The 24,596-nt window shown below is 58.5% G+C and carries 20 protein-coding genes; 8 read left to right on the top strand and 12 right to left on the bottom strand.

Features of this window, described 5'->3' with window-relative positions; translation table 11 throughout:
- Positions 1–10 precede the first annotated feature (10 nt).
- Positions 11–1,552, top strand: a complete 1,542-nt coding sequence (locus OHL21_RS03015) for a glycosyl hydrolase family 79 N-terminal domain-containing protein (RefSeq protein WP_263415761.1) — start codon at positions 11–13, stop codon at positions 1,550–1,552.
- 558 nt (positions 1,553–2,110) lie between these two features.
- Here OHL21_RS03015 and OHL21_RS03010 read toward each other — a convergent pair.
- From OHL21_RS03010 to OHL21_RS03000, 3 genes are read right to left on the bottom strand one after another with little or no spacing between them, the layout of a single operon-like run.
- On the bottom strand, positions 2,111–3,571 hold the full coding sequence (locus OHL21_RS03010; protein WP_263415760.1) for an efflux transporter outer membrane subunit: 1,461 nt from the start codon (positions 3,569–3,571) through the stop codon (positions 2,111–2,113).
- A complete protein-coding gene (locus OHL21_RS03005) occupies positions 3,555–4,802 on the bottom strand; it encodes an efflux RND transporter periplasmic adaptor subunit (RefSeq protein WP_263415759.1) in 1,248 nt (415 codons plus the stop codon). The genes OHL21_RS03010 and OHL21_RS03005 overlap by 17 nt, the downstream gene beginning before the upstream one ends.
- Positions 4,799–7,993, bottom strand: coding sequence for an efflux RND transporter permease subunit (locus OHL21_RS03000; protein WP_263415758.1), 3,195 nt, complete (start codon positions 7,991–7,993; stop codon positions 4,799–4,801). The genes OHL21_RS03005 and OHL21_RS03000 overlap by 4 nt, the downstream gene beginning before the upstream one ends.
- A 209-nt stretch (positions 7,994–8,202) precedes the next feature.
- Between OHL21_RS03000 and OHL21_RS02995 the strand changes: the two genes are divergently transcribed.
- Positions 8,203–8,487: an ArsR/SmtB family transcription factor gene (locus OHL21_RS02995; protein WP_263415757.1), complete on the top strand. Its 285-nt coding sequence runs from the start codon at positions 8,203–8,205 to the stop codon at positions 8,485–8,487.
- 385 nt (positions 8,488–8,872) lie between these two features.
- Here OHL21_RS02995 and OHL21_RS02990 read toward each other — a convergent pair whose 3' ends face one another.
- The gene (locus tag OHL21_RS02990) at positions 8,873–9,505 is read right to left on the bottom strand and encodes a TetR family transcriptional regulator (protein WP_263415756.1); all 633 of its coding nucleotides are present in this window, start codon (positions 9,503–9,505) and stop codon (positions 8,873–8,875) included.
- 107 nt (positions 9,506–9,612) lie between these two features.
- Here OHL21_RS02990 and OHL21_RS02985 point away from each other — a divergent pair, with 107 nt between their 5' ends.
- Genes OHL21_RS02985 through OHL21_RS02975 form a run of 3 tightly spaced genes read left to right on the top strand, consistent with a single transcriptional unit; the run spans position 9,613 to position 15,823 of the window.
- Entirely contained in the window at positions 9,613–10,932 is a 1,320-nt protein-coding gene (locus tag OHL21_RS02985) for an efflux RND transporter periplasmic adaptor subunit (protein WP_263415755.1), read from the top strand.
- A gap of 12 nt (positions 10,933–10,944) precedes the next feature.
- Complete coding sequence (locus OHL21_RS02980) at positions 10,945–14,109, top strand: efflux RND transporter permease subunit (protein ID WP_263415754.1); 3,165 nt, start codon at positions 10,945–10,947, stop codon at positions 14,107–14,109.
- Position 14,110: 1 nt separating this feature from the next.
- Entirely contained in the window at positions 14,111–15,823 is a 1,713-nt protein-coding gene (locus tag OHL21_RS02975) for a TolC family protein (RefSeq protein ID WP_263415753.1), read from the top strand.
- A gap of 337 nt (positions 15,824–16,160) precedes the next feature.
- On the opposite strand, the gene OHL21_RS02970 is transcribed toward OHL21_RS02975, so the two are convergent.
- From OHL21_RS02970 to OHL21_RS02945, 6 genes are all read right to left on the bottom strand, one after another.
- A complete protein-coding gene (locus OHL21_RS02970) occupies positions 16,161–16,574 on the bottom strand; it encodes a nuclear transport factor 2 family protein (protein ID WP_263415752.1) in 414 nt (137 codons plus the stop codon).
- A 73-nt stretch (positions 16,575–16,647) separates the two neighbouring features.
- Complete coding sequence (locus OHL21_RS02965; protein WP_263415751.1) at positions 16,648–17,199, bottom strand: hypothetical protein; 552 nt, start codon at positions 17,197–17,199, stop codon at positions 16,648–16,650.
- 449 nt (positions 17,200–17,648) lie between these two features.
- Entirely contained in the window at positions 17,649–18,506 is an 858-nt protein-coding gene (locus OHL21_RS02960; RefSeq protein ID WP_263415750.1) for an HvfC/BufC N-terminal domain-containing protein, read from the bottom strand.
- Positions 18,503–19,357: an MNIO family bufferin maturase gene (gene bufB / locus OHL21_RS02955; protein ID WP_263415749.1), complete on the bottom strand. Its 855-nt coding sequence runs from the start codon at positions 19,355–19,357 to the stop codon at positions 18,503–18,505. The genes OHL21_RS02960 and bufB overlap by 4 nt, the downstream gene beginning before the upstream one ends.
- Before the next feature lie 70 nt (positions 19,358–19,427).
- A complete protein-coding gene (locus tag OHL21_RS02950) occupies positions 19,428–19,718 on the bottom strand; it encodes a hypothetical protein (protein WP_263415748.1) in 291 nt (96 codons plus the stop codon).
- Between the two features lie 136 nt (positions 19,719–19,854).
- Positions 19,855–20,637 carry a DUF1223 domain-containing protein gene (locus OHL21_RS02945; protein ID WP_263415747.1) on the bottom strand — a complete coding sequence of 261 codons (783 nt, stop codon included), beginning with the start codon at positions 20,635–20,637 and terminating at the stop codon, positions 19,855–19,857.
- A gap of 259 nt (positions 20,638–20,896) precedes the next feature.
- On the opposite strand from OHL21_RS02945, the gene OHL21_RS02940 reads away from it, so the two are divergent.
- Genes OHL21_RS02940 through OHL21_RS02930 form a run of 3 tightly spaced genes read left to right on the top strand, consistent with a single transcriptional unit; the run spans position 20,897 to position 22,223 of the window.
- On the top strand, positions 20,897–21,358 hold the full coding sequence (locus OHL21_RS02940; RefSeq protein WP_263415746.1) for a DoxX family protein: 462 nt from the start codon (positions 20,897–20,899) through the stop codon (positions 21,356–21,358).
- A 2-nt stretch (positions 21,359–21,360) separates the two neighbouring features.
- The gene (locus OHL21_RS02935; protein ID WP_263415745.1) at positions 21,361–21,984 is read left to right on the top strand and encodes a sigma-70 family RNA polymerase sigma factor; all 624 of its coding nucleotides are present in this window, start codon (positions 21,361–21,363) and stop codon (positions 21,982–21,984) included.
- Positions 21,975–22,223, top strand: a complete 249-nt coding sequence (locus OHL21_RS02930) for an anti-sigma factor family protein (RefSeq protein ID WP_263415744.1) — start codon at positions 21,975–21,977, stop codon at positions 22,221–22,223. Before OHL21_RS02935 ends, OHL21_RS02930 begins: the two co-directional genes overlap by 10 nt.
- 574 nt (positions 22,224–22,797) lie before the next feature.
- Here OHL21_RS02930 and OHL21_RS02925 read toward each other — a convergent pair.
- Together OHL21_RS02925 and ampH are read right to left on the bottom strand one after the other, a co-directional pair.
- On the bottom strand, positions 22,798–23,217 hold the full coding sequence (locus tag OHL21_RS02925) for a hypothetical protein (RefSeq protein WP_263415743.1): 420 nt from the start codon (positions 23,215–23,217) through the stop codon (positions 22,798–22,800).
- Between the two features lie 54 nt (positions 23,218–23,271).
- Positions 23,272–24,492 (bottom strand): D-alanyl-D-alanine-carboxypeptidase/endopeptidase AmpH, encoded by a 1,221-nt coding sequence (gene ampH / locus OHL21_RS02920; RefSeq protein ID WP_263415742.1) that lies wholly within the window; start codon positions 24,490–24,492, stop codon positions 23,272–23,274.
- Positions 24,493–24,596 lie beyond the last annotated feature (104 nt).

The following is a 24,596-nucleotide window of genomic DNA, read 5'->3' as shown; positions in this document are numbered from 1 at the left end:
GCACTCATCCATGTCACACCCACGGCTCACACTTGTTCGCAGTGCCCTTGTAGTCTCCCTCGCTGGCGCCTGCACATCTCTCCACGGCCAGATTGTTCTCCAGCCGAAGTCGATGCCTCGCGTCGCACAGGTCGATCCGCGGTATGTCTCCTTCAACGTCGAGGCAATCGAGATTACCGGCGGCCGCTTCTGGAAGCCCTTCCCGAAGAAAGATCAGCCGCCGGCCGCCCCAGGCACCGATCCTTACCAGTACCGCCCACCTATCGACCTGAGCCGGGCGAAGCTCCGCAAGCTCGCCGGTGCGCTTGCGCCCAGCTACATGCGCGTCAGCGGCACTTGGCGGAACAGCACTTACTTTCAGGACGATGATGCTCCGCAGATGTCCACACCGCCGGCGGGCTTCAAGGGCGTCATGACACGGGCACAGTGGAAGGGCGCGATCGACTTCGCCCACGCCGTCGGCGCAGACCTGGTGACTTCGGTCGCCATCAGCGATGGGACACGCGATGCGAACGGAGACTGGACTACGGCCCAGGCCAAGGCCTTCTTTGACTTCACCCGCAAGGCAGGCGGACATATCGCTGCGACTGAGTTCCTGAACGAGCCGACCTTCGCTGCGCAAGGAGCAGCGCCTAAAGGCTACGACGAGGCCGCCTTTGCCAAAGACGTAAAAGCCTTCCGTACCTTCCTGAAAGCAGAATCGCCAGACACTATCTATCTTGGTCCTGGAAGTATTGGCGAAGGTGTTCCCATGATCGAGGGCATGCCCATGCCGAAGATGCTCTCGACCGAAAAGATGCTGCAGGACTCCGGCTCTGTCTTTGACGCGTTCTCTTATCACGTCTACACCACGCTTTCACCCCGCTGTGTCGGCAAGATGGGCCTTTCCTGGGAGAAGGTGCTCACGCCTGCTTATCTCGATCGCAACCCCGATACCGAAGCTTTCTATGCGAAGCTCCGTGATACGTATATGCCCGGCAAGCAGATCTGGCTGACAGAGACAGGCGAGGCCGGCTGCGGTGGAAGCCCTTGGGCCTCAGCGTTCATCGATACCTTCCGCTTCGCCGATCAGCTCGGCTCGCTGGCTCGTCGCAATGTACAGACCGTGATGGTCAATACACTGGCCTCCAGCGACTATGGCCTGTTGAACGAAGAGACTCTCAATCCGCGTCCTGACTACTGGCTTGCCCTGTTGTGGAAACGGCTGATGGGAACTGTGGTTCTCGACTCAGGCCCTGCGCCTGATGCCACCCTGCGCATTTATGCGCATTGCATGAAAGGTGCTTCTGGTGGCGTGAGTGTAGTGGCCTTGAACATCGATAAGAATGCCGAACATGCCATCACGCTGCCTGCTGCTGATCGTTATACGCTCACAGCTCCGGAACTGCTGAGCGAGACCATGATGTTGAATGGCAAGCCGTTGCAAGCCGCTCAGGATGGAACACTGCCTGCGATCACCGGCGAGCGAACGAAAGCCGGAGAACAGAAGCTTCCGCCGGCATCGATCACGTTTTTTACGGTGCGCAATGCGGGAAATGCGGCGTGCCGGTAGAGCAGGTCATATGGGTTGAGCAGAAAAAGCGCTGAAGGCGCGCCCTATACCAGCCTGGGGCGAAGCCCCAGGTATCGGACCTAAGAAAGAACAAAGGGCTGAAGGCCCGCTCTATAATCGCGCCTTCAACTCTATCCCTATCGTTCATTGGATGTAATTCAACATCTCGGGTGAACAGCCGAAAGGCAGCAACGATTGAGACGGTGACGCTGCAGCAATATGGGCCGGGCCTTCAGCCCTCTTACCATTTCGCTATCCGCTACCTGGGGCGTTGCCCCAGGCTGGTATAGAACGCGCCTTCAGCGCTTATTCGTTTGCCCTGGCGGGGTGCCCACATACCAGGGACCCCAACGAACTTTGTTCGTTGGGGTGGATACGCGAACCTTATGTGGGCATTCGCGCTACGCGCGAACCGTTTCTCAAAATCCATCGTGGCTTTCGAACCCATCCTAGCGTTGCGGGGGTGGGGCACCCGGGAGGAATGGACGGAAATGATATTCGAGCTTCGCTCGAACTCCCACCCATCGTGTTGGGGTACCCGATGTATGGGCTGCCGAATTACTTCCAACCACCGCCCAGTGCTGCATATAACTGCACCAGCGAATTCGCCTCCTGCGATTGCGCCTGCGCCAACTGGAGCTGTGCATCGTAGAGATCGGTGTCTGTTGCCAACACCTCAATGTAGCTGGTGTTGCCGCCGGCGTAACGCAGCCGTGCCAGACGGACAGCATCTGCCGCAGAAGCCACGGCACGTGTTTGCTCTTCCCTGCGGCTCTGCGTCTCCTTGTAAGCCGTCAGCGAGTTCGATACATCCTTGAGCGCATTCAGAATGGCCTTCTGATACTGCACTACCATCTCCTGCTGCTGTGCCTGTGAATATTTGTAATTGCTGCGAATCCGTCCACCGGCAAAGATCGGCTGCGAGAGCGAACCGGCGGCATACCAATAGGCATTGCCACCATCGAAGATCTTCTGCAGTTGATTGCTCGCTGAGCCGCCCATGCTGGTCAGCGAGATCTGCGGGAAGAACTGCGCCTTGGCTACTCCGACACGTGCATTCGCTGCCATCAAGGTCGCCTCTGCCTGACGAATATCAGGGCGGCGTTCCAGCAGCTCCGATGGCAAACCGGTCGGGATCTGAGCCGGATGCGGCTGATCGTCGATCTTCTGCCCTCGCGGGACATCCTGAGGCGCATGTCCCAGAAGGACGCTGATGGCATTCTCCTGAGCAGCGATCTGACGACGGAGCTCAGGCAGATTTGCCTTGGCCGTATACAGCAGTTCCTCGGCTTGCCGTGTGTCGGCCCGGGAGCCGGCGCCGTAGTTCTCCAGCGACTGCGTCAGGCGAAGCGAGTCCTCGCGTGCCTGGATTGTTTTTTTCGTGATCTCAAGCTGCGAGTCCAGACTGCGGAGCTGGAAGTACGAAGCCGCCAACTGCTGGATCAACGCTGTCCGGGTCGCACGCTGCGCCCACTCCGTCTGCAACAATTCAGCACGAGCAGCTTCAGTCTGGCGGCGATAGTAGCCCCAGAAGTCGAGGTTCCAGGCAGCCGACGCGCTGAAGCCACCGCCGCGAATAAAGTCGTTCTTTGTGCCATCGCTATTCTGCGGCGCCAATCCTTGCGGAAGCTGCAGTGCGGAGAAGCTACCGCCTGCATTGACCGAAGGCAACTGTTGCGAGCGCACGATGCCGACGACTGACTGTGCCTCCAGCACGCGTTGTGCCGCGATCTTGAGATCGAGGTTGTTCTTCAGCCCCTCGGCGATCAGCGCCTGCAATGCAGGATCGATGAAGATGCTTTGCCAGTCCTGCTCGGCGATGGACGCCTGCGAAGCCGGCGACACAGCAGACTGCGTTGCAATCTCAGGCGCCAGGGCCCCGCGATAACTCTGCGGAGCTATGGCATCCGGACGTTTGTAGTTCGGGCCGACCTTGCAGCCGGCCACCAGCAGCGCGAGCATGCCGCCGAGTACGGCAATGCCCGCACCGCGAAGCAGAGACTTAGCGGAGTTCGACATGTTGGCCCTCACTGAGCAGATCGCCCGGGCTTGCGACCAGCGACTCGCTTCCGTTCAGTCCGGCAAGGACCTCCACCTCTTTGCCCATGTCCTTACCGATGGTTACAGGAACAAAATGCACCTTCTGTCCGGCATCGACCGTCACCACGTGCATGCCCGCATGGTCGATGACCAGCGAGCTGGTGGGAATGATCAGTGACGTGTGCTGCTGCGATAGGGTGAAGTGCACCTGCGCGTACATACCAGGCAGAAGTGAGGCGTCGTGATTGTCGACCTGTACCTCCGTCCGCATGGTTCGCGCGGCATCATTCAGCGCCGAAGCATTGCGGATGACGGTTCCGGTGTAGTCGCGTCCCAGACGCTCGGTGACATCGATGCTCGCCTTCTGTCCGTCACGAATATTGACCGCCTCGGACTGAGGCACATCGACATAGATTCTCAACGTGTCGCTCTGCGCGATGCTGAACAGCGGCTTCGTCTGAGTCGATGCGCTGACCAGGTCACCACGCTCCACATTGCGCTGTGTGATCACACCATCGAAGGGAGCGACGATGCGCTCGAAGTTCTGCATCTGCTGCAGCCGCGCTACGTTGGCCAGGTTCGCAGCCACGCTGGCTTCAGCCGCGGCGATATTTGCGTTGGCCGCGGAGACATCTGCAACCCTCGCATTGTGATTCTGCACAGCGGAGTCCACAATCTGCTGGGAGATAGCATGCTGCTCGCCCAATGGAACATCGCGCTCGCGCGTCAACCGCGCCAGCTCAGCATTCGCTTTTGCCTGCTCAAGGGCAGCACGCGCCTGCAAGAGAGCCGCCTGTGACTGTGCAAGGGTCGCCTTCGCCTGGCTCAACTGCTGATCGATCTCAGGCGAGGAGATCACTGCCAGCACCTGGCCGGCGCGGACCTTCGTTCCGATATCGACGTTGCGGCGATCCAGATAGCCGTCCACGCGGGCATACAGGTTCGCGGTGTACAGCGGCTCGATGTTGCCCGGCAGGACGAGCTGCGATGTCGGCTCGCCTTTGGTGGCGTGGATCACGCTCACAACGGGATGCGTGACCGGAGCTTCATTTGTCGCCGCCATTGCCTCGCGGTAACTTGCAACGCGGGGCAATGCGCCGACTGCGGCGAGGGCGAGAAAAACAGCGGCACCGGCGCCAATCACCTTGGTTCGACTTCCGGATTTCGCCTGGACACGGTCGCGGGTGGGAGTTTCCTGAGTGCTGATCATGCGGCCTCCTGAACTGGTTTCTTTCCGTGAATCAGAGTGAACATCAATGGGACAAAGAACAGGGTTGCGAACGTCGCCATGCTGAGACCACCGATGACGGCGCGGGCCAGAGGAGCGTTCTGCTCACCGCCCTCGCCCATGCCCAGGGCCATCGGCAACATGCCAATGATCATGGCGCAGGCGGTCATCAGGATGGGCCGCAGACGGGTGAAGCCCGCTGTTACGGCGGCTCCTACCGCTGTCTCGCCACCGACGCGAAGCTCGTTGGCGAAGGTGACCAGCAGAATGGAGTTCGCCGTTGCCACACCGATGGACATGATGGCGCCCATCAGCGAAGGCACGTTGAAGGTGGTCTGGGTGAGGAACAAGGCCCAGACGATTCCGCAGAAGGCTCCGGGCAGAGCGCAGATGATGATGAATGGATCCAGCCAGCTCTGATAGTTGACGACCATCAGCAGATAGACCAGAAGAGCGGCGAAGGTAAGACCAACGCCCAGGCGGGTAAAGGCCTCATTCATGCTCTCCACCTGACCGCGGACCACAATCTTCGTGCCGGGCGGCAGATGCGCACTCTCTTCCTTAACGATGCGGTTGACCTTCGACGCCACCGAACCCAGATCGCTGTTCTGCGTGTTGGCATAGATGTCATAAACCGGCGCGCCATTATGGTGATTGACCACCACCGGCATGATCGCCGGCTTGAGGGTCGCCATATTGCGTAGTACCTCAGTGCGGTTGGCGAGCGTATGGATCGGGATCGGTGTGTTCTGCAGCGCGTTCACCGAATCGATGCTGTACTGCGGAGTCTGCGCGGCAACGGTATAGGTGATGCCCATCTTCGGATCGAGCCAGAAGTTGGGCTGCACCGCCGCGCTGGAGCTCAGCGAGATATACAGGCTGTTTGCCACGTCCTGCTGCGTCAGCCCGAACTGCGCGGCGCGTACACGATCGATATCGAGATGCAGGTCAGGCGCATTGACCACCTGATGCATGTGCACATCGACCGCTCCGGGAACCGTTGCCAGCCGTTCGCGCAGACGGCGTGCGATCTCGTAGTTCGCCGGATCATAGCCCTGTATCTGAATGTCGATCGGCGCGGGCAGACCGAAGTTCAGGATCTGCGTCACCATGTCCGCGGGCTGGAAGAAGAAGGTCGCGTCCGGAAACTTCTTTGGAAGCTCCGAGCGCAGCCGCTTGATGTAGCCCTCGGTGGAGTGATGCTTCTCATTCAGCGCGATCAGGATCTCACCGTCGGCGCTGCTGATCGTCGAGCCATCACCGAAGGCATAGTTGAAGGTCTCCGGCGTAAGGCCGATGTTGTCCATCACCAGTTCGGTCTCATCCGCGGGAATGACCTTGCGGATCTCCTCTTCAACCCGGCTGAAGACCACCTTGGTGCTCTCGATACGAGTTCCGGGACGCGTGCGGATGTGCAGCTTGATCTGTCCGGCGTCGACGCTGGGGAAAAAGTCACGGCCGATAAAAGGCAGCAGTACGAAGGCTGACAACATGACCGCCACGGAGGCAAACAACGCGGCGCGACGATGAGCGAGGAAGTTTTCGAGAGCCGCAGTATAGCGATGCTGCAGCCAGGTGTAGCCCTGGTTGAAGCGATCGTTGATGCGGCGGAAGAACCCACCTGCACCGGCGGTCAGCACCTCGCCGGTCGTCTGGCCTTCAAAGCTGTGCTCCGCTCCCAGGAGATAGTTCACCAGGACCGGCACCAGCGTACGTGACAGTACATAAGAAGCGAGCATGGCAAAGACCACAGCAAGCGCCATTGGGGTAAAGAGGAACTTCGCCGGTCCGGTGAGGAAGACCACCGAGACGAACACGATGCAGATGGTAAGCGTGGAGATCAGGGTCGGTCCCGCAATCTCGGAGGCGCCGATCAGCACCGCCTCACGCAACGTCTGGCCGTGCATGTGGCGATGAATATTTTCGATCGTGACGGTCGCATCGTCCACCAGGATGCCGATAGCCAGCGCCAGACCGCCAAGGGTCATCGTGTTCATCGTCTCGCCCAGCGCAGAGAGCACGATGATGGAGCTGAGGATTGAGAGAGGGATTGAGACCGCGATAATCAGCGTACTGCGCCAGCTACCGAGGAAGAGCAGGATCATCAATGCCGTGAGAGCCGCTGCAATGATGCCCTCACGCAGCACACCCATGATGGAGGCTTTCACGAAGATCGACTGATCGAAGAGCTCCGTAATTTTCAATCCCGGAGGAGCGGCGGCGCGTGAGGCCGGCAGCACATCGTCCTTGATCTGCTTGACGATATCGAGCGTCGAGACCGAGCCGGTCTTCATAATAGTGAGCAGCGCGGCTGGCTTTCCATTCGAACGCGCAACGTTCTGCTGCACCGACCATCCGTCACGTACATGCGCTACATCGCGCATGTACACCATGGCGCCGTTCACTTCCTTGATGGGAACATCATTCAGTGAAAGCGCGTCGACCGGGCTGGAGTTAGTACTGACGGTGTATTCCGTGTTCTCGACCTTCGCGGTGCCCGATGGCAGCGTTACGTTCTGTGCATTAATGGCGTTCGTAATGTCGACCGGCGTCAGACCTTTTGCCAGCAGCGCATTCTGATCGAGATCGACCATGATCTGACGGGCCACACCGCCGTATGGCGTAGGCAAAAGTGTGCCTGGGACCTTGGTCAACTGCTGGCGGACACGGAACAAACCGTAGTCATAGATCTCGGATTCGGAAAGGGTGTCGCTCGACAGCGATAGCTGAATGATCGGTACGGTCGAGGCGCTAAAGCGAAGGATCCACGGCGGATTCACACCCTGCGGCATACGGAAGCGGATGGAGTTTACAGCGGCTCCAACCTGCGACATCGCCGCATCGATGCGCACCTGCGGCTGGAACGATATTTTGATGACCGCCGCACCGCTGGTGGTCTGCGAGTCGATGGCTTTTACGTCATTCACCACGGCCATGACGAACTCGCTGAAGGTGGTAATGCGCTGTTCCATCTCCTTTGCCGGAAGGCCGGAGTAAGACCAGATCACGGTGATCTGCGGGATATCGATATTGGGGAAGATATCGGTCGGGGTCGTCGCAATCGAAGAGAAACCCATGATCAGAATGAGGATCGACGCTACTATGAAGGTGTAGGGGCGATCGAGAGCAAAGCGGACGATCCACATAATGTCGTCTTCCCTTTCGAAGGTCATTTTTCGTATTTCGAGTATTTTGATGCGCGTCGAATTAGTTGGATTCAGCTTTTGCAGTCGCGCGTCGTTTTGGGTGGGGAGCACGTCTAAAGCATCTTTCCTGTTGCTGGGTATCCCGGGAGAAGCATGCAGCGGCGTTTTCATTGCGGAAAACGCCCATAGATGCAAAAGCCCTGCATCGCGCCTACAGGAAAATGCTCTAATTGCATATGGGCAAGTTGACCGATAAAGAAGCGGCACAGATTGCGAAAGCGCTCGGCGATCCGAACCGGCTCGCGATCTATGCACAGATTGCCCAGGGCGATGAGCTCTACTGCGGCGAGATCTGTGAACGGCACACTATCTCGCCGGCAACGATCTCACATCATCTGAAGGTGTTGACGGATCTCGGCCTGGTCACGTCGCGCAAAGAGGGATTGAACGTGTATTACCGGTCGCAGCCGGAGAAGATCTCGGCGTACCGGAAGTATCTGACGGAGCTTGGCGGGAAGTAGTCCTTGGGTGGGAGCCGTGGGCTTTACTCAAGAGAATATGCGGTGAGATGTAGTACATCGGCGCTAATAAATTTGCCCTCAGCGGCTAAAGCCGAACGTCTTGCGGGCTTTATACAGCACGGCTGAAGCCGTGCCCTTAAGCAAGACATCGCGCTACGCGCGAACGGATGTTAGCGGATTTCCTTCACTGTATTGACCTGTTGCGCGGAGCGCCGATTCGCACCGCAGGTGCGAATGCCTTGCTTAAGGGGACGGCTTCAGCCGTCCCGCACCAGGGTAAGCAAAGGAAGCGGCTTTAGCCGCTGGGGGCAAGATACTGACAGAGAAGCGGATTTCTCCGCTCGCTACAGAATGACAAACAACAAGTTGATCGAGAGCATCGGCTCTATCGTTTCGGGCTCTTAGGCTTGTCTTCTTCTGCGCGGAAGAGATGCACGATCGCGGCGAAGACTTCGTCGACGATCTCAGGCATGGAGCGCTTCTGATCTTTCACCCAGAGCTCCACGCACATGCCGGTTACGGTCATCGTAAGGCTCGCCAGGATTCTGTTCTCCAGAGCCGATTCCTTGGTTATCCGCTTTGAGCGGCTGGCAAAAGCCCAGGTGACTTCCCGTTCCAGCAATGGGACCTGAAGAAACTGTGCCATCCGGGCCGCAGGACTGCGCTCTGCTACCTGGACCACGCGTTCCGTCAGATGGAGTGTGGGCCCTAACACCTGTTTGATGGCCGCCTTTGCTGCCTCCAGCGAGCTCAGCTCCGCCTTCTGATCGCGGATCGCCCTCGCCAGCGCCTCGCCGTAACGCTTTACCGTCGCGCCCATCACATCTTCCTTCGACCCGTAGTAGCGGAAGAAGGTGCGGCGCGAGACGCCGGCTTTCGCCGCGATCTGATCTACGTGCACGTTGTCGAAGCCGTGCTCGAAAAAGAGGTCGATTGCCGCATTCCAGATCTCGCCGCGTACTACATCCTGTTTCTTTGCCTGCAGCGAGTTACGGGTGGAGGTTTCCTGAACTGCCATACGGCGATTGTAACCTTGCTGGCCATTTCTGGCACAATAGGTTGACAATGGCACTGTGTGCCATTAAACTCAGATCGAGCATTCATCTCGAACCCGGAAGCTGTCCGATGCCGACACACTGTTTGCACCACCTTTACTCCCGATCCAGAAATCTCGCGGCTCTGTTGCTGATTACGTTGTTGCCTGCCGGCTGCTTTCGCAGGAAAACAGACAACACCGTCAATGCCGCAACTGTAGTTCAGGTAAGCGCCGTCCGGGCTATGGGCAGGCAGGTGGCCGTCACTCTCTCTGAGACGGGCAGCTTCGTCGCCGAAGAGTCTTCGGATGTCGCTCCCGCCGTCTCCGGCCGTGTCATCCGTACGCCAGTCTCTGTCGGAGCCTTCGTCAAGGCCGGCGATGTGATCTGCGAGCTTGACCATCGCGATGCCGAGCTGAAGCTTGCGCAGTACAAGGCGCAGCTTGCCGAAGCACAAGCGGCACTGCGTCAATCCCAGTCGCGTATCGGGCTTGGCAATACGATGGGCCCAGGCAGCTTTGACGCCTCCCGCGTTCCCGAGGTCGCTGCGGCAAAGGCCACCTATGAGTCCTCTGCCGCTCAAGCTCGACTCGCTGCTGCCGATGCCAAGCGTTATGCCAATCTTGTTGCCACCGGAGACGTCTCGCAGAGTGTCTACGAAAAGCAGCGCACTCAGGCCGAAACCGCCGAGGCCGAGGCGAACGCATCACGGCAGCAATACGAAGGCGCCTTGAACTCGGCACGCCAGAGCTTCCAGGCCGTCAACTCCTCGCAGGCATCGTTGGAAGCCATGCAGGCGCAGGTCGGGCAGGCAGAGAAAGCGCTTGCCGATACAAGCATCCGTGCGCCCTTTGATGGTTATGTCAGCGCACGGCCGGTCGCGATTGGGGAGTACGTCACAACTTCAAGTTCCGTCGCCACGGTGGTTCGCATGGACACACTCAAGCTGCAGTTGCAGACACCGGAGAAGAGCGCGGCTGGTCTGAAGGTGGGTATGCCGGTCACAGCCCGCGTTGCCGCTTACGGCGACCGCGACTTCCAGGGCACGACCTCTGCTCTCAATCCTGCGGTCAATCCTGACTCGCGCTCCTTCATCCTTGAAGCGCGCTTCACCAACAGTGACGGCACGCTGCGTCCGGGTATGTTCGCCAGTGCACGCGTCGTTCTGCCGGGCATGGAGAACGCGGTCTTCGTTCCCAAGGCAGCAGTCGTCCGCGATCGTACGACCGACTCCAACCAGATCTTTGTCCTCGATGGAGGCAAGGCGCACCTACGCGTTGTCACGCTGGGCGAAACCGAGAACGGTTTGCTTCGCGTCCTCAATGGGCTTAACGCCGGCGAGGTGGTCGCCCTCAATAAACAGTCTGACCTGTACGACGGCGCTACCGTCACCGTGCAGGCAGGCCGGTAAGGAGCTCCTCTCATGCACGGTTTAGCTAAACTTTGCGTTCGCCGGCCTGTCTTTGCCACCATGCTGATTCTCTCGCTCATGGTGGTGGGCGCCTTCTCCTACTTCAGTCTTGGCGTCGATCTTTTGCCCAAAGTCGACGTGCCTACTGTCGCTGTGAGCGTGGCCGATCCGGGAGCCTCACCGGAAGAGATCGAAACCGAGATCAGCAAAAAGGTCGAAGATGCCGTCAACACCATCAGCGGTATCGATGAGCTGCGATCCAATTCCTCCGAGGGCCAGGCTCAGGTCATCATCACCTTCGACCTGGACAAGAACGGTGACGTTGCGGCCGAAGAGGTGCAGAACAAGATCAACCTCATCCGCAATGACCTTCCGCAGACGGCGAAGGCGCCGGTCGTGCAGAAGTTCGATCCTGATGCCGCCCCCGTACTGCAGATTGCAGTCTCTGCACCGCGGTCGCTGCGCGACCTGACACTCATCGCCGACAAGCTGCTGCGGCAGAAGCTTGAGAACATCAGCGGAGTCGGCCAGGTGCAGCTGGTCGGCGGCGCGCGGCGTGAGATCCACGTCAACGTCGATCCCGAGCGTTTACGCGCCTACAGCCTCACGATCACCGACGTGGTGAACGCCGTGCGCCAGCAGAACCTGGAACTCCCCGGCGGCTCGCTCAACGCGGGCACGCGTGAGTTCACCGTGCGCACCATGGGTCGCCTCACCACCGCGACACAGTTCAACGACATCGCCATCGCTCCGCGCCAGGGTTATGTCGTCAAGGTTAGCGATGTCGGCTCAGCCGAAGACAGCTACGCCGAACCCAGAACCTCGGGCCGGTTGAACGGCACACCGGCTGTCATGCTGGTCGTCTCCAAGCAGTCCGGAGCGAACTCGGTCGAGGTCGCCACCGAGGTCAAACAGCGCCTTGCCGAGATTGCACCGACACTTCCCAAGGACGTACGCACGCAGGTCGTACAGGACCAATCAATCTTTATTGAGGCAGCGATTCAGTCCATCAAGCATCACCTGATCGAAGGCAGTATCTTCGCCTGCGCCATCATCTTCGTCTTCCTGGCCAACTGGCGCACCACGCTGATCGCCGCGATCGCTATTCCGACTTCGATCATCTCGACCTTCGCGTTGATGAAGGCGATGGGCTTCACGCTGAACCAGATCACCATGCTCGCCTTGACCCTGATGGTCGGCATTGTGATCGACGATGCCATCATCGTGCTGGAAAACATCTATCGCTTCATTGAAGAGAAGGGCATGTCTCCCTTCGAAGCGGCGATCGAAGGCACACGTGAGATCGGTCTGGCCGTCATGGCGACCACGTTGTCGTTGCTCGCGGTCTTTCTTCCGGTCGGCTTCATGGGCGGCATCGTCGGCCGTTTCATGAGCTCCTTTGGCTTTACTTCCGCCTTCGCCATCGCGGTCTCGCTGCTGGTTTCATTCACGCTGACGCCGATGCTCTGCTCGAGGTTCATCAAGGTTCCGGCGAAGAAGGACAGTCATCACGCCTCCGAACAGCAGGGCTCGAAGGATTCGCGCTTCTTTCAGTACATCAACGGCCACTATCTGCAGCTGCTGGAGTGGTCGATGGCGCATCGCAAGGCTGTCGTGATGATCTGCGGCGGCACCATCCTGAGCCTGATTCCGCTCTTCATCCTCGTCGGAAAAGACTTCACTCCAGCTGACGATCAGTCGCAGTTCAATGTGTTGATCCGCACGCCTGAGGGAAGCTCGCTGGCGGCCACCACGCAGGAGACGGAAGCCATTGCCCAGGCGATCCGCAAGCTGCCGGGCGTGCAGAGCACGCTGATGACTGCAGGCGGCGGAACCGATGGAGCAGTAAACAGCGCCAGTATTTACGTCAAGCTGGTGGATGTTGCCAATCGTCACAACTCGCAGACCGAGCTGATGCAGCAGACGCGTAAGCTGCTGACCACCTTTCCCAGCAACCTGCACACCAGCGTCGAGCTGGTTGCCACCGTCGGCAACGGAGCCAGCAATGCGCAGGTGCAGTACTACATCCAGGGGCCTGATCTCGACAAGCTGACACAGTACTCTGACAAGCTGCTGGCGCGGATGAAGAAGATTCCGGGCGTGACCGATGCCGACTCCTCCCTACGCAGCGGCAAGCCCGAGGTTCGCCTGGAGATCGACCGTGCTCGCGCCGCCGATCTTGGTGTCTCGGTCAATAACATCGAACAGGCGCTCAATACCCTGGTCGCCGGTGAGACCGCATCGACCTTCAACGCGGGCGATGAACAGTACGATGTGCGAGTCCGCGCCGGAGAACAGTTCCGCAGCCGCATCGAAGAGTTGAATAAGATTACGGTTCCCTCGACACGCCAATTGGGCTACGTCGGCTTGAACGAGGTGGTCTCTACCCAGAACTCCACCGGTCCATCCTCCGTGAACCGCATCGCACGGCAGCGGCAGGTGACCGTAAGCTGTAATATTCTGCCCGGCTACTCGCAGTCGCAGGTTCTCGCCTCATTACAGAAGGCTGTGACTGAGATGCACATGGAGCCCGATTACCGTACCGGTCTTGCCGGAGCCTCGAAGGAGCTTGGCCGTACCGGTTACTACTTCCTGCTGGCCTTTGCCCTGACCTTCATCTTCATGTACATCGTGCTGGCTGCCCAGTTCGAATCGTTCATCCATCCGGTGACCATTCTGCTCACGCTACCACTCGCTGTTCCCTTCGGCATCCTGTCGTTGCTGCTCACCGGGCAGACGGTCAACATCTTCTCCGCGCTTGGCCTGCTGCTGCTCTTCGGCATCGTAAAGAAAAACGCCATCCTGCAGATCGATCACACCAACGGTCTGCGCGCCGCCGGTATGCCTCGGTATGAAGCGATTCTGCAAGCTAATCAGGATCGCCTGCGGCCCATTCTGATGACGACGCTGGCGCTGGTCGCAGGCATGCTGCCGCTGGTGATCTCTCGCGGCACCGGCTCGGCCACGAACCGTTCCATCGGTGTACTGGTCGTGGGCGGCCAGTCGCTCTGCCTTCTGCTGACGCTCATTGCTGTGCCGGTCTTCTACTCGTTGTTTGAGGACATTGCCGCGCATCCCATCTGGAGCAAGCCTGCCCGGATGGCGCGTTCTCTCTTTGTCCGCATTCCCAAGTGGAAGCGCAACACGGTGCTCGCACCCTCGAATGAGGTCGTCTAGCATGAAGCAGTTTGTGATCGCACTCTCTCTCGCTTCCGCCGCTGCATTTGCACAGGAGGCCTCGCCGGCGTCACCTCCGCTTCCGCCTGCCGTTTCGCTCCAGATTGCTCCACGCATCGGCATCACCGGCGAAGCTCCCATAACGCTGCCCGACGTCATTCAGGCAGTATTAGCCAACAACCGCGATATCGAGGTCTCGCATCTTGCGCAGCGGAAGGCTGTACTTAACCTGAAGGCAGCCCGGGGATACTTCGATCCGGTCATCGGCGGCAACGCGCATACCATGCGCCAGGTCACGCCGGTCTCGTCATCGCTCGGCGGAGCGACCAACGGCGCTCTCACGCAGAAGGAGTTCTACGCCGATCCGCAGATCAGCGGCAGTTCTCCGTGGCTGGGCACGACCTACAAGCTCGACTTCGCTTCTACTAGAAGCAACAGCAGCAATACCTACAACACGCTGAACCCCACCTACACCACATCGGCCACGGCGAACTTCACCCAGCCGTTGTGGGGCGGTCTGCTCTTTGATCAAAACCGCGAACGGCTTAAGGTCACACGCAAGAACATTGAACAGAGCGACGAACAGTTCCGCCAGAAGGTCATCGAGACCACCACGCAGGCCATTCATGCCTACTGGGAGCTCGACTATGCGCTGCGCAATCTGGATGTACAGATCGAGGCGGTGCGCCTGGCCGAACAGCAGGACGCCAGCAACCGCCGGCAGGTAGAACAAGGGACGCAGGCGCCGATCGACGTCATCCAGACGCAGACACAGATGTCGACTTACCAGCAGAACGTCTTCAACGCACAGCAGCAGGTCACCAAGGCGGAGAACTCGTTGAAGGCGCTGATACTGCCGAACCGAAGCGATCCGCTGTGGAGCGTCGCACTGAAGACCGCCAGCAGTCCTACGGAGTCATCTCCTATTCCCACACTGGAAGAGGCGATGCAGCAGGCGCTCGCCGATCGTCCCGATCTCAAGGCCGGAGCCATTGGTGTGCAGGTTAGCGGCCTCGATGCCCGGCTCGCGCACGAACAGTCAAAGCCGCAGATCAATCTGACGGCGCAGCTTGGCGTGCAAGGCCTTTCTGGCCGCACCGTGCCACAGTCCTCCGATCTTTTCGGAAGCTTGTTTGCTCCGCTGGTCACGCGCATCAACGATCTTTCGGCGATCGCCGGCCTGCCGCCAATCTCGCTCTCCAGCGGCAGTAGTTCCAGTGGAGTGCCGTCTTTCTTCGTCGGGGGCTACGGCCAGTCGCTTGGCAATCTTCGCGATGGCCGTTTCCCGATCGTCAAGATCGGCGTTCAGATGTCGTGGCCCATCGGCAACCGGACTGCGCGTGCACAAGCCGCAGTTGCCGACGCGAATAAGAAGCAGACCATTGCCCAACAGCAGCAGCTTGAGATGACGGTCGAGAGTGATGTGCGTAATGGTCTGCAGCAGCTTGTTAATGCCGATCTGGTGTTGAACGCGGCTCATCGGGCTGCCATGCTCGCGCAGCAGCAGTACGATAGCGAGCAGCGTCAGTTCAAGGCGGGTACGTCGACGGTTTACCTCGTACTGCAGCGGCAGAATGAGTTGATCAGTGCGAAGTTGCGCGAGATTCGTGCGGCTGCGGATCGGGGCGAGGCTGAAGCGGATTTCGATCGCGCGACGGCGAATACGTTGCGGCGACAGAATATTGATATTGTTGCGGTATCGAAGAAGTTGTAATCGTGAACTCATCTTCGAGCGAAGCTCGAACCAGGTGGGAGCCGTGGGCTTCAGCCCTCGGACTTATAGGCTTTATAGAAAAGGGCTTAGCCCTGCGCATTTGTCCTGACATGCAGGAAAGCCCCGGGCTAAAGCCCATCTTTTATATGGAGCCCTCTATCAGCGGGCTGAAGCCCGCTGCTCCCACCATGTCTCTTAGCTCAAAATAAATTCCGTGACTTCTCTGCCCACCCTAGCGTTGCGAGGCTGGGGCACCCGGGGAGGGAAGAAGCAAAAGCGGTCGCGCACAGCGCGACACCCACCCTTTGTCTTCGACAAAGAATGGGGCAACGAGACATTATCGCAACTGGCGATCTGCTTCCTTGATTGGCATGTCGTTGATGCTGGCTTCGCGCCGTTGCATCAGGCCGGACGGCACAAACTCCCACAGCTCATTGCCGTAGCTGCGGAACCACTGGCCGCTGTCGTCGTGCCACTCATAGAAGAACTTCACCGCAATACGGTTGTCGCGGAAGGCCCAGAGTTCTTTCTTGAGCCTGTAGTCGAGCTCCCGGTTCCACTTCCGCCTTAGGAACTCGATCACTGCCTGACGGCCATCGAGGAACTCAGCACGGTTTCTCCAGTGTGTGTCCTCGGTGTATGCCGCGGCGACACGCTCCGGATCGCGCGTGTTCCACAGGTCTTCCGCAAGCTGTACTTTGCGTGCTGCCTGCTCGGGATCGGTAAAGGGTGGGGCGATGACGGTGCTCATAGGGGATCTCCTGCTGTGATCATGGTGCGAGGTCGATGTTAAAGCTGAATATATCTGGAAGTCTCTCTGCGCCTTATTGAAGCAACTCAACGCTATAAATATAGAGTGACTTCCTGGTCCCCAACAAAACCACACCAAACCCGACGAACTCTATATCGACGATCCGGTCCGCCAAGCTGAGATTGAAGCTTCTCCAGCTTGAAGAAGCATCTCTCCATCTGAGCGTTTGAACTGGTATTTCATCGTCCGATTCAAGAACAAACGCTTGCTGGAATTGATCGCATGCTACGGCTGCCACTTCATCGGGGGTTGACAAGGAAAAGGCTGTAAATCCATCTACATTCCCCTCGGCGATATAGCCATTTGACCCGCCCAGAAGAGTTGGCCGCCCGAAACTAGATGCCCCACCCAGGAGCGTCGTATCTACCTCTTGTATCTTGTCCCATGTAGTCCCACCGTCGCGAGTACCATAAATCCCGGAAGATTCGCGAAATCCTGTTGTCCGCTGTGGTCTCCATAGCGCGCAAATACCTTCACCCGATTCCGCCAACTCTAAATACGAACCGACGCCAGGGAAGGAAACGGGGAGTTGCTCCCATTCCGTGCGATTTCCACGCAGCCGCATTAGTCGACTTTCTTTTCCGTCGTCGACGCAAACTATTACTTGCTCATGAGTGCACGCGGCAATGACAAACGCTGAAGATGTAGGGACAGACGGGAGGGTTCTCCAACGCTGCAATCCACGCTCCGGAAAACAATATAGGGAACGGCATGATAAACCGCTCCTGCTCTGCGAAAACACGAACGCCTCGTTCTCCAACCCCACAAATGCTTTCACTGCGAATCTTTCGGCAGAGTTAAACTCGTCGCTTAGATCTACCCAACGCATCCCATCCTTTGACTGTAAGACGACCCTAGAGCCGAATGCCCACCAATCCCCTAAACAGAACTTAACTCCGCTGATCTCGCGGTGGTCTTCGTTTCGAGATTCGAGTTCATAAATACGGATAAGTCGGTCATCAACCTTCCAATCAAACATGCATGTCCATTATCCATAATCCTGCATGGCACTTGCTAAAGTGTTGGGTGGCAGAACCAGCCAAGTTCCGCAGCCAGGGCGAAGGTTTGCTGCACAGTGGTTAGCTGTTCTGCTCCGGCAAGAATGTCCACGGCTTCAGCGATCGTCTTTCCCTGTCGGAGCGCCTCCAGCAAACGGAACTCACCTTCTTCGAGCGTGCGGTAGTACACCACATCGTCATACCGATGCACGGCCAGATAGCGCTGTTCTGGAGTCATCTCAGGCAGTGTGCTCGTAATACTTGTCTGTCGCAGTTGCGCTGCTCCGCTGGTTACGGCTTTCCGTTCCAGCTTCTTCACGGCGAGCACAAATTCATCCACGGGATAGTCCACAGCAAGCAGCCGCAGATGCGGCTGGAGCGCCAGCGCCGACTCTGGCCCAAGCCGGGCTAACTCATCTGAGGCGAGCGGCTCAATCTGCGCGCCATCGAAGGCTTCGACATAGACCCATTCCAGCCGCGTGATATCTACAGCCAGTTGATACTGCTCACCAGCAAACTCCGGATAGCGCTTCAGGAACTGTGGCAGATCCGCGCTCAGATCCCGCAGGGTCCACGAGCTGGAAGGGCGCTGTTTCAAATATTCCAATACCAATGCATCGAAGGACTCGGCGCCCACCAATGCCTGCAGCGCAGGGTAGTCCTCCGAAACAGCGCCGATCACACGAAGCCAGTACTGGCGATTGTAGATCTCCAGCCGCTCAAATGAAGTGAGTTCACTGTTCGCGCGGATGTATGTCGCAGCGATCTCCTCCATCGACTCGCCTTCTGAGGTCCGCAGCTGCATCGTAAGCTCTGCGGTCAACGGGCGACGGACGTCCTGCTCCATGCGGCGCTGCAGCTCCAGTAAGGTCATGCGACCGCCTCCTCGACCTTTGCGGGCTGTAGAAAACGGTTCGCCTTCAGCGCCTCCGCATGCACTTCATCGAAGGTCGGAATATTGTCATCCCACTCGAGCAGCGTCGCCGTCGGACCGCAGCGCTCAATGGCGCGTGCATAGAGGCTCCATACCGGGTCAAGCACCGGATGGTCATGGGTGTCGAGCGTGTAGCGCTCAAACTGCGAGTGGCCGGCAATGTGAATCTGTGCCACGCGATCCGCCGGAATACTGTTCACGTACTCCATCGGATCGAACTCGTGGTTCCGCGAGGAGACGTAGATATTGTTCACGTCGAGCAGGATGCCGCAGTCCGCGGCATGGACCACCTCATTCAGGAACTCCCACTCGGTCATCTGTGACTCATGAAACTCGGCATAGCTACTGACGTTCTCTACCGCGACGGGAATCTCGAGGAAATCCTGCACCTGGCGGATGCGTTCCGCCGTGGTTCGCACTGCCTCCCACGTATAAGGCAGCGGCAGCAGGTCATGGGTATAGCGACCGTCGACGCTTCCCCAGCACAGATGATCCGACAGCCACGGCGTTCCTGTGCGCCGCACCAGGTCCTTCAAACGCCGCAGATGATCGCGGTTCGGTGGCTGTGCACTACCGAAGTACATCGAAACACCATGCTGCACCACACGGTACTGATCGAGAATCTGATCGAGAATACGCAGCGGCCTGCCGCCATCGACCATGTAGTTCTCTGAGATGATCTCGAACCAGTCGACCACGGGCTTGCGCGAGAGGATGTGGTCGTAGTGCGGCACGCGCAGGCCTATGCCGACGCCGTAGTCTGTATATCCATTGAAGCGATTTGCAGGCATACCAGCTCCATCAAGAGATCGCCGGTGAAGGCTCGTTGTATGGCTCACGAATCTTCACCGGCTTCCGAGGTTAGTTCTTGGGCTTGGAGCCGTCGGTGGCGCAGTCGCCCTTGCCCTTGCAGGAGTTCTTGCCGGCATTCTTGCCGCCGCCCTGGCCTTTACAGTCGTTCTTGCCTTTGCAGGAGTGCTTGGGCAGCTTCTGATCGTCCTGTGCCGTCATCGCAACGCCTGCTGCGATTGCTGCGCCGGTCACGCTCGCCTCGTGGCCAGATACGGGCTGTGCGTTCAAACGAGCCGTGGTGCCGCTCAGAAGACCGGCGAAGGCTGCTGCGAGTGCGAGATTGCTTGCCTTGTAATTCATCGTGAAGTTCCTTTCGTGATAAGCGCCGGGCTCAAGCCTGCGCGGAGGGATTGGGCTCAGGATGTTTGTCAGCTTTCCCTTGCCGCTGGTTGGAGACTCCACACCGCATTTGGTTACAGGCTGCGGAAGAAATTTTTCACTGTGTCACATTCAGCGCCACGCTCGTGGCTCCAAGAATCTCTTCCTGATGCGGCGCCTGCGCCAGCAGCACCAGGTGCTGTGCACCATGAGCAAGATGCAGGCTCGACGGTAGCGCAAGCCGCACGCTCTGCTCACCGTCATTGCGAACCGTCGCCACCGTCGTCATCAATCGCGCCACCGAGACATGTGTGAGCGAACGGCCGGAGTTCTCGCCGCGAAGCACGCTGGAGCGGTCCGTATCGTCCGTGATCACCGCAACGATCTCCACCGGTTTTGCCTTTTCCGAACCCTGCGCCAGACCCCGCACTGCAAACCGGAGATCGATCGCCTGCGGCTGCACATTCACCGAAGAGACCGTGACGTCTACCGACTTCTTTGCTGCTTCGTGGTGCAGCGCATCCTGCAGCGCATGGGCATCACTGCCAAGCAACTGGACACGGCCGTTCAACACTGCCTGCGGTGTATAGGGCTGTCCATCCGCCAGCCGCGCGGCATACTTCTCCTGACGGGTGGTAAAGGTCTCCGCGGAGTACGGGTCCTTCCATCCCAGGCTGTTCCAGTAGGTCACGTGCTCGCTGATGCCGATCACCAGTTGACCATCCGTTGTCGTCCGTCCATGGACCTGCTGCAGCAGCACATCCGCTGGAGGACAGCTGGAGCAACCTTCCGAGGTAAACAGCTCCAGCACCGCAACTTTTTGATTCTGGGGTGGAACGGTTGCGGCATCGCCGCGCAGCGTAAGGAAAAGGCCGGCGGCAAGAAAGATTCGAGCGTACATAACAACACCTCCATCAGAGCATTTTCCCTGTTGCTGGGTAGCCCGGGAGAGGAGTGCAGCGGCGTTTTCATTGCGGAAAACGCCCATAGATGCGGAAACCCCACTCTACACCTACAGGGAAAATGCTCCAGGCGTCTATCTGATGCCCGCCGCGGCAGGAACGTTACAAATCACACCTGCTGTAACTTTTTCCATCCCGGCATCTCTAACGGTGCGGAAAGGGCGGGCTGTACGACCTGCCTCCCCACAGGATTCGTTCATGGAACCGCTACTTCGCCTCTATCGCAGCACCATCGACCCGCTCTCACGGCTGCAGTCTCCCATGCTGCTGGCCGTCAGGCTCTACTGGGGCTTCCAGTTCGCCCAGACTGGCTGGGGCAAGCTCCACCATCTTGCGCGCATTACCGACTTCTTTACCAGCCTGGGTATTCCATTTCCCGGCCTGAATGCTCATTTTGTCTCCACCCTGGAGTTCGGCGGCGGCATTCTGCTGATGCTCGGTTTGATGTCGCAGCCGATTGCTCTGCTTCTCGCCGGCAACATGTTCGTTGCATACTTGACTGCGGATCGTGAAGCGCTGCTGGCCATCTTCTCCGATCCCGGCAAGTTCTACGTCGCCGATCCGTATACGTTTCTTTTCGCTTCCGTCATGGTGCTGATCTTCGGCCCCGGATGGTTCGCGATCGACACCATCATTGCCAGGAGGTTTGCGAGGCAGTAGCGATGACGCTCCAGGAACAGCAGGGCGAAGCCGAGCTCATCGCCGCCATTCTGGCGGGCGAGACGCAGCTCTACCATGATCTGATCCGCCCCTATGAGCGGCCGGTCTATCTGCTCGCACTCTCGTATATGAAGAACGAGACCGATGCCGAAGATGTCGCACAGGAAGCCTTCCTCAAGGCCTTTCGGCATCTCTCGTCCTTTCGGGCCGACGCCAAGTTCAGCACCTGGCTCATCAGCATCGCGCTGAATGAGGCCCGGGGACGACTTCGCCGGCAGACGGCAGCCCGTACCGAATCCCTGGACAAAGATCCTGACGAAGAGGGCGCCGTCTCGCCTGCGCTGCTGCGCGACTGGCGAGAGATTCCTTCCGAGGCCGTCGAGCGCGGAGAGATTCGCGATCTGCTGCGAAAAGCCGTTGAGACGCTGCCGGAGATCTATCGCGAAGTATTTCTTCTGCGGGATGTGGAGGAGCTTAATATCAATGAGACTGCGGAGGCCCTGAACATCAGCGTCTCTGCGGTGAAGGTCAGGCTGCACCGCGCGCGGCTGATGCTGCAGAAGTATCTGGCGCCTCAGTTGAAGTCGGTGACGAAGCCGAAAAGGAGGTGGTTCGCGTGGTCATAGAGTGCAAACACGTGTGGACCTACATCTCCGACTACCTCGATGGAACACTCTCAGAGGAGATCCGTGTGACCGTGCAGAAGCATCTCGAACACTGCGAGCTCTGCTCGGCGATTCTGGATTCGACGCGGAATATCCTTGTGCTCACGGCGGATGACCGCGTCTTTGAGCTACCCGTCGGCTTCAGTGAGCGGTTGCATCAGCGATTGGAAGAAGAGCTCAAGCAGAAGAAGGGTTCGTGAGGACGACGGGCGTTTTGTTTGTCATTCCGTAGCGATAGCGGAGAAATCTGCTTCTCCACCCGTGCGGGCTGAGACGGGTGGGAGCAGCGGGCTTCAGCCCGTTGATAAGGACGTAAAAATGAAGGGGCTTTAAGCCCCAGCCCTTTCAAGGTCTTTGGGGCCAAGATATGTTTCTGTTCGCCTTTCATTTGTCTTCGTCGCTATTAAAAGATCGAGAGATGCATTTCGATGTATCACTCAGCATTAACTCAAAATGATTTCCCTTGCCAAACCTTCAACTAAACGCGCAAAAGAACCAAGTCAGTAAATCTGGCGGCGCATTTTTCTCATTTTGCAAAGACCTTGAAAGGGCTGGCTTTAAGCCCTGGGCCTTTTCCTGACAGAGTGGAGAAAGGCCCAGGGCTAAAGCCCATTTCTATGTTGAGCGATAGACCGAGGGCTGAAGCCCTCGGCTCCCACCGATTCGAGCTTCGCTCGGACCTACCCACCATTGGTGGGCAATGGTGGGGCACCCAGTGTATGGGTTACATTGAATTTCTCAGTCCAACTTGCAAGCAGCAACTAGCAACTGCTTCTACGGTACGTGATGCATGATATGGTGCGTCGCAGCTTCGGCCGCCACCAGCGCCAGTGTAAGTACGGCCAGTGCGATCTGGAATCGCTCCGACCGTAGTGTCTTTGACGTCGGCGGTGTGATGCGCCACTGTGATGCCGGCCGGTTACGCAGCGATCTGATCCTCCAGATCACGTAGAGATTCAACAGAGAACCCAGGACCGCGATGATCATCATGGGGATGCGGATCGCATCCTGATGAAAGCCGGTCGCTGGATGATGCACTCCGGCTGCGGCGGCCAGAGCACTGAGGCCGATTACGACGCGCACCCCGCTGATTGCCATGACAGCCGTACATGCACTCTGCAGCACAATAAAACCAAAGCTGGTCAGCGTTACCAGCCAGTTCGGTTTCGCCTGCTTTTCTATCTCAACCGACACACGTCCCTCCGGCCTCTCTATCGTACCCGTTGGCTAATGAGACAGAGAGCAAGCCTAACGTTTACGACGGCGAGGCGCCGGCTTTGCCACATGGTGTACAGCCCTCTTTATAACCGGTGGCGGAGGCGGTAACGGCGGCAGACCCGCCATGGCGAGCAGCAGATCGTTGGCTCCATAGAAGAGATTGAAGCCCGTTCCCACCGGGCCGTCGGTTGCGGCGAGAAATACAGCGGTATGGTGCGCCTGGTTGATAGCGATGTATGTCCGAAAGCCTGCGCCGCCGCCGGTCTTCTGGACGATGTGCGATGGATCGTCGGCAGGAAGAAGATGAATCCACCCCAGCCCAACGCCGCTGGGTCTTCCAGCATGGTCCAGACCGATCTGATGGGCAAGCTTCTCCGGCGGGAAATAGGTGTCCTGCGCAGCCTTGTTCTGAACCGGCATGCCGTTCTCTCCAGTGCGGAGCAGATATTTCAGCCAGATCGCCATGTCGGTCGCGGTGGAATAGAGACCGGAGCTGCCCGCGGTATTCTCCGTCACGGTGCAAGGGCCTTCATCATGCGCGCTGATCAGCAGCTTGCTGCACTGGGCCTCGGTCGGAAAGAAGGTAGTGTTGACCATGTGCAGCGGATTCAGCGTACGTTCCGCCAGGAGAGCAGCGTACTGCTTATGGGACGCGGACGACAGTGCATCGCTCAGCAGGTCGAAGCCTACATTCGAATAAAGCGCCGACGAGCCAGGAGCATTGTGCAAGCGCTGCTTCGGCAACCAGCGCCAGCGGGTCTTGTAGTCCGGATAGGTAAAGTGCGGCGTATGGGGTGGAGCTCCGGCAATCTCACGCGACAACCCGGCCGTATGCGTCGCCAGGTCAACCAGCGTGATGGGCGAGTCACCGCGTGTCGGCACAACGATCCGCTTCGGGGCATATCGCTGCAACGGATCGTCGAGACGAACCACTCGATCGGTCGCAAGTTTGCTGAGCACATCAGTCGTGAAGATCTTCGTCAGCGAGCAGAGCCGCAGCACCGAATCCTGCGAGGGTAGCTGATGCGATCCTGGAGCGGTCTCCCCGTAGCCATGAAAGAAGACCTGATCGTCACGCACCACTACCAGCACCATGCCTACCGAACCGGAGAGGACGAACAAGTCCTGGCCCATCTCCTCGGCAGCCTGAAGGGCGGGCAACGCCGGCGAGGCCGCTCCCTTTGCAAAAGCGGAAGGCGAGATAAGAGACAACAGGACAGGCAGCAGATACCGCAGACGTGCGCGACGCATGATTTCCATCTAATCCGCAGAGTACCGCAGAGTACAAAAAAGGGCATGGTCCGCGGTACGGAAAATCCCAGGTTTTTGGGAAATGTCTCCGGCGAGACACTGCG

This window comes from Terriglobus albidus (assembly GCF_025685425.1).
GTDB lineage: Bacteria > Acidobacteriota > Terriglobia > Terriglobales > Acidobacteriaceae > Terriglobus > Terriglobus albidus.
The sequence above is the reverse complement of the archived record's forward strand: the minus strand, read 5'-3'. Positions and strand labels throughout refer to the sequence as shown.

Coding starts and splice junctions, on each gene's coding strand:
- OHL21_RS03000 (WP_263415758.1), bottom strand. CDS start 7,993: ATGACCTTCGAAAGGGAAGACGACATTATGTGGATCGTCCGCTTTGCT.
- OHL21_RS02970 (WP_263415752.1), bottom strand. CDS start 16,574: ATGAGCACCGTCATCGCCCCACCCTTTACCGATCCCGAGCAGGCAGCA.
- OHL21_RS03015 (WP_263415761.1), top strand. CDS start 11: ATGTCACACCCACGGCTCACACTTGTTCGCAGTGCCCTTGTAGTCTCC.
- OHL21_RS02950 (WP_263415748.1), bottom strand. CDS start 19,718: ATGAATTACAAGGCAAGCAATCTCGCACTCGCAGCAGCCTTCGCCGGT.
- OHL21_RS02985 (WP_263415755.1), top strand. CDS start 9,613: ATGCCGACACACTGTTTGCACCACCTTTACTCCCGATCCAGAAATCTC.
- OHL21_RS02940 (WP_263415746.1), top strand. CDS start 20,897: ATGGAACCGCTACTTCGCCTCTATCGCAGCACCATCGACCCGCTCTCA.
- ampH (WP_263415742.1), bottom strand. CDS start 24,492: ATGCGTCGCGCACGTCTGCGGTATCTGCTGCCTGTCCTGTTGTCTCTT.
- OHL21_RS02965 (WP_263415751.1), bottom strand. CDS start 17,199: ATGCGGCTGCGTGGAAATCGCACGGAATGGGAGCAACTCCCCGTTTCC.
- OHL21_RS02935 (WP_263415745.1), top strand. CDS start 21,361: ATGACGCTCCAGGAACAGCAGGGCGAAGCCGAGCTCATCGCCGCCATT.
- OHL21_RS02995 (WP_263415757.1), top strand. CDS start 8,203: ATGGGCAAGTTGACCGATAAAGAAGCGGCACAGATTGCGAAAGCGCTC.
- OHL21_RS02975 (WP_263415753.1), top strand. CDS start 14,111: ATGAAGCAGTTTGTGATCGCACTCTCTCTCGCTTCCGCCGCTGCATTT.
- OHL21_RS02945 (WP_263415747.1), bottom strand. CDS start 20,637: ATGTACGCTCGAATCTTTCTTGCCGCCGGCCTTTTCCTTACGCTGCGC.
- OHL21_RS03005 (WP_263415759.1), bottom strand. CDS start 4,802: ATGATCAGCACTCAGGAAACTCCCACCCGCGACCGTGTCCAGGCGAAA.
- OHL21_RS02960 (WP_263415750.1), bottom strand. CDS start 18,506: ATGACCTTACTGGAGCTGCAGCGCCGCATGGAGCAGGACGTCCGTCGC.
- OHL21_RS03010 (WP_263415760.1), bottom strand. CDS start 3,571: ATGTCGAACTCCGCTAAGTCTCTGCTTCGCGGTGCGGGCATTGCCGTA.
- OHL21_RS02980 (WP_263415754.1), top strand. CDS start 10,945: ATGCACGGTTTAGCTAAACTTTGCGTTCGCCGGCCTGTCTTTGCCACC.
- OHL21_RS02990 (WP_263415756.1), bottom strand. CDS start 9,505: ATGGCAGTTCAGGAAACCTCCACCCGTAACTCGCTGCAGGCAAAGAAA.
- bufB (WP_263415749.1), bottom strand. CDS start 19,357: ATGCCTGCAAATCGCTTCAATGGATATACAGACTACGGCGTCGGCATA.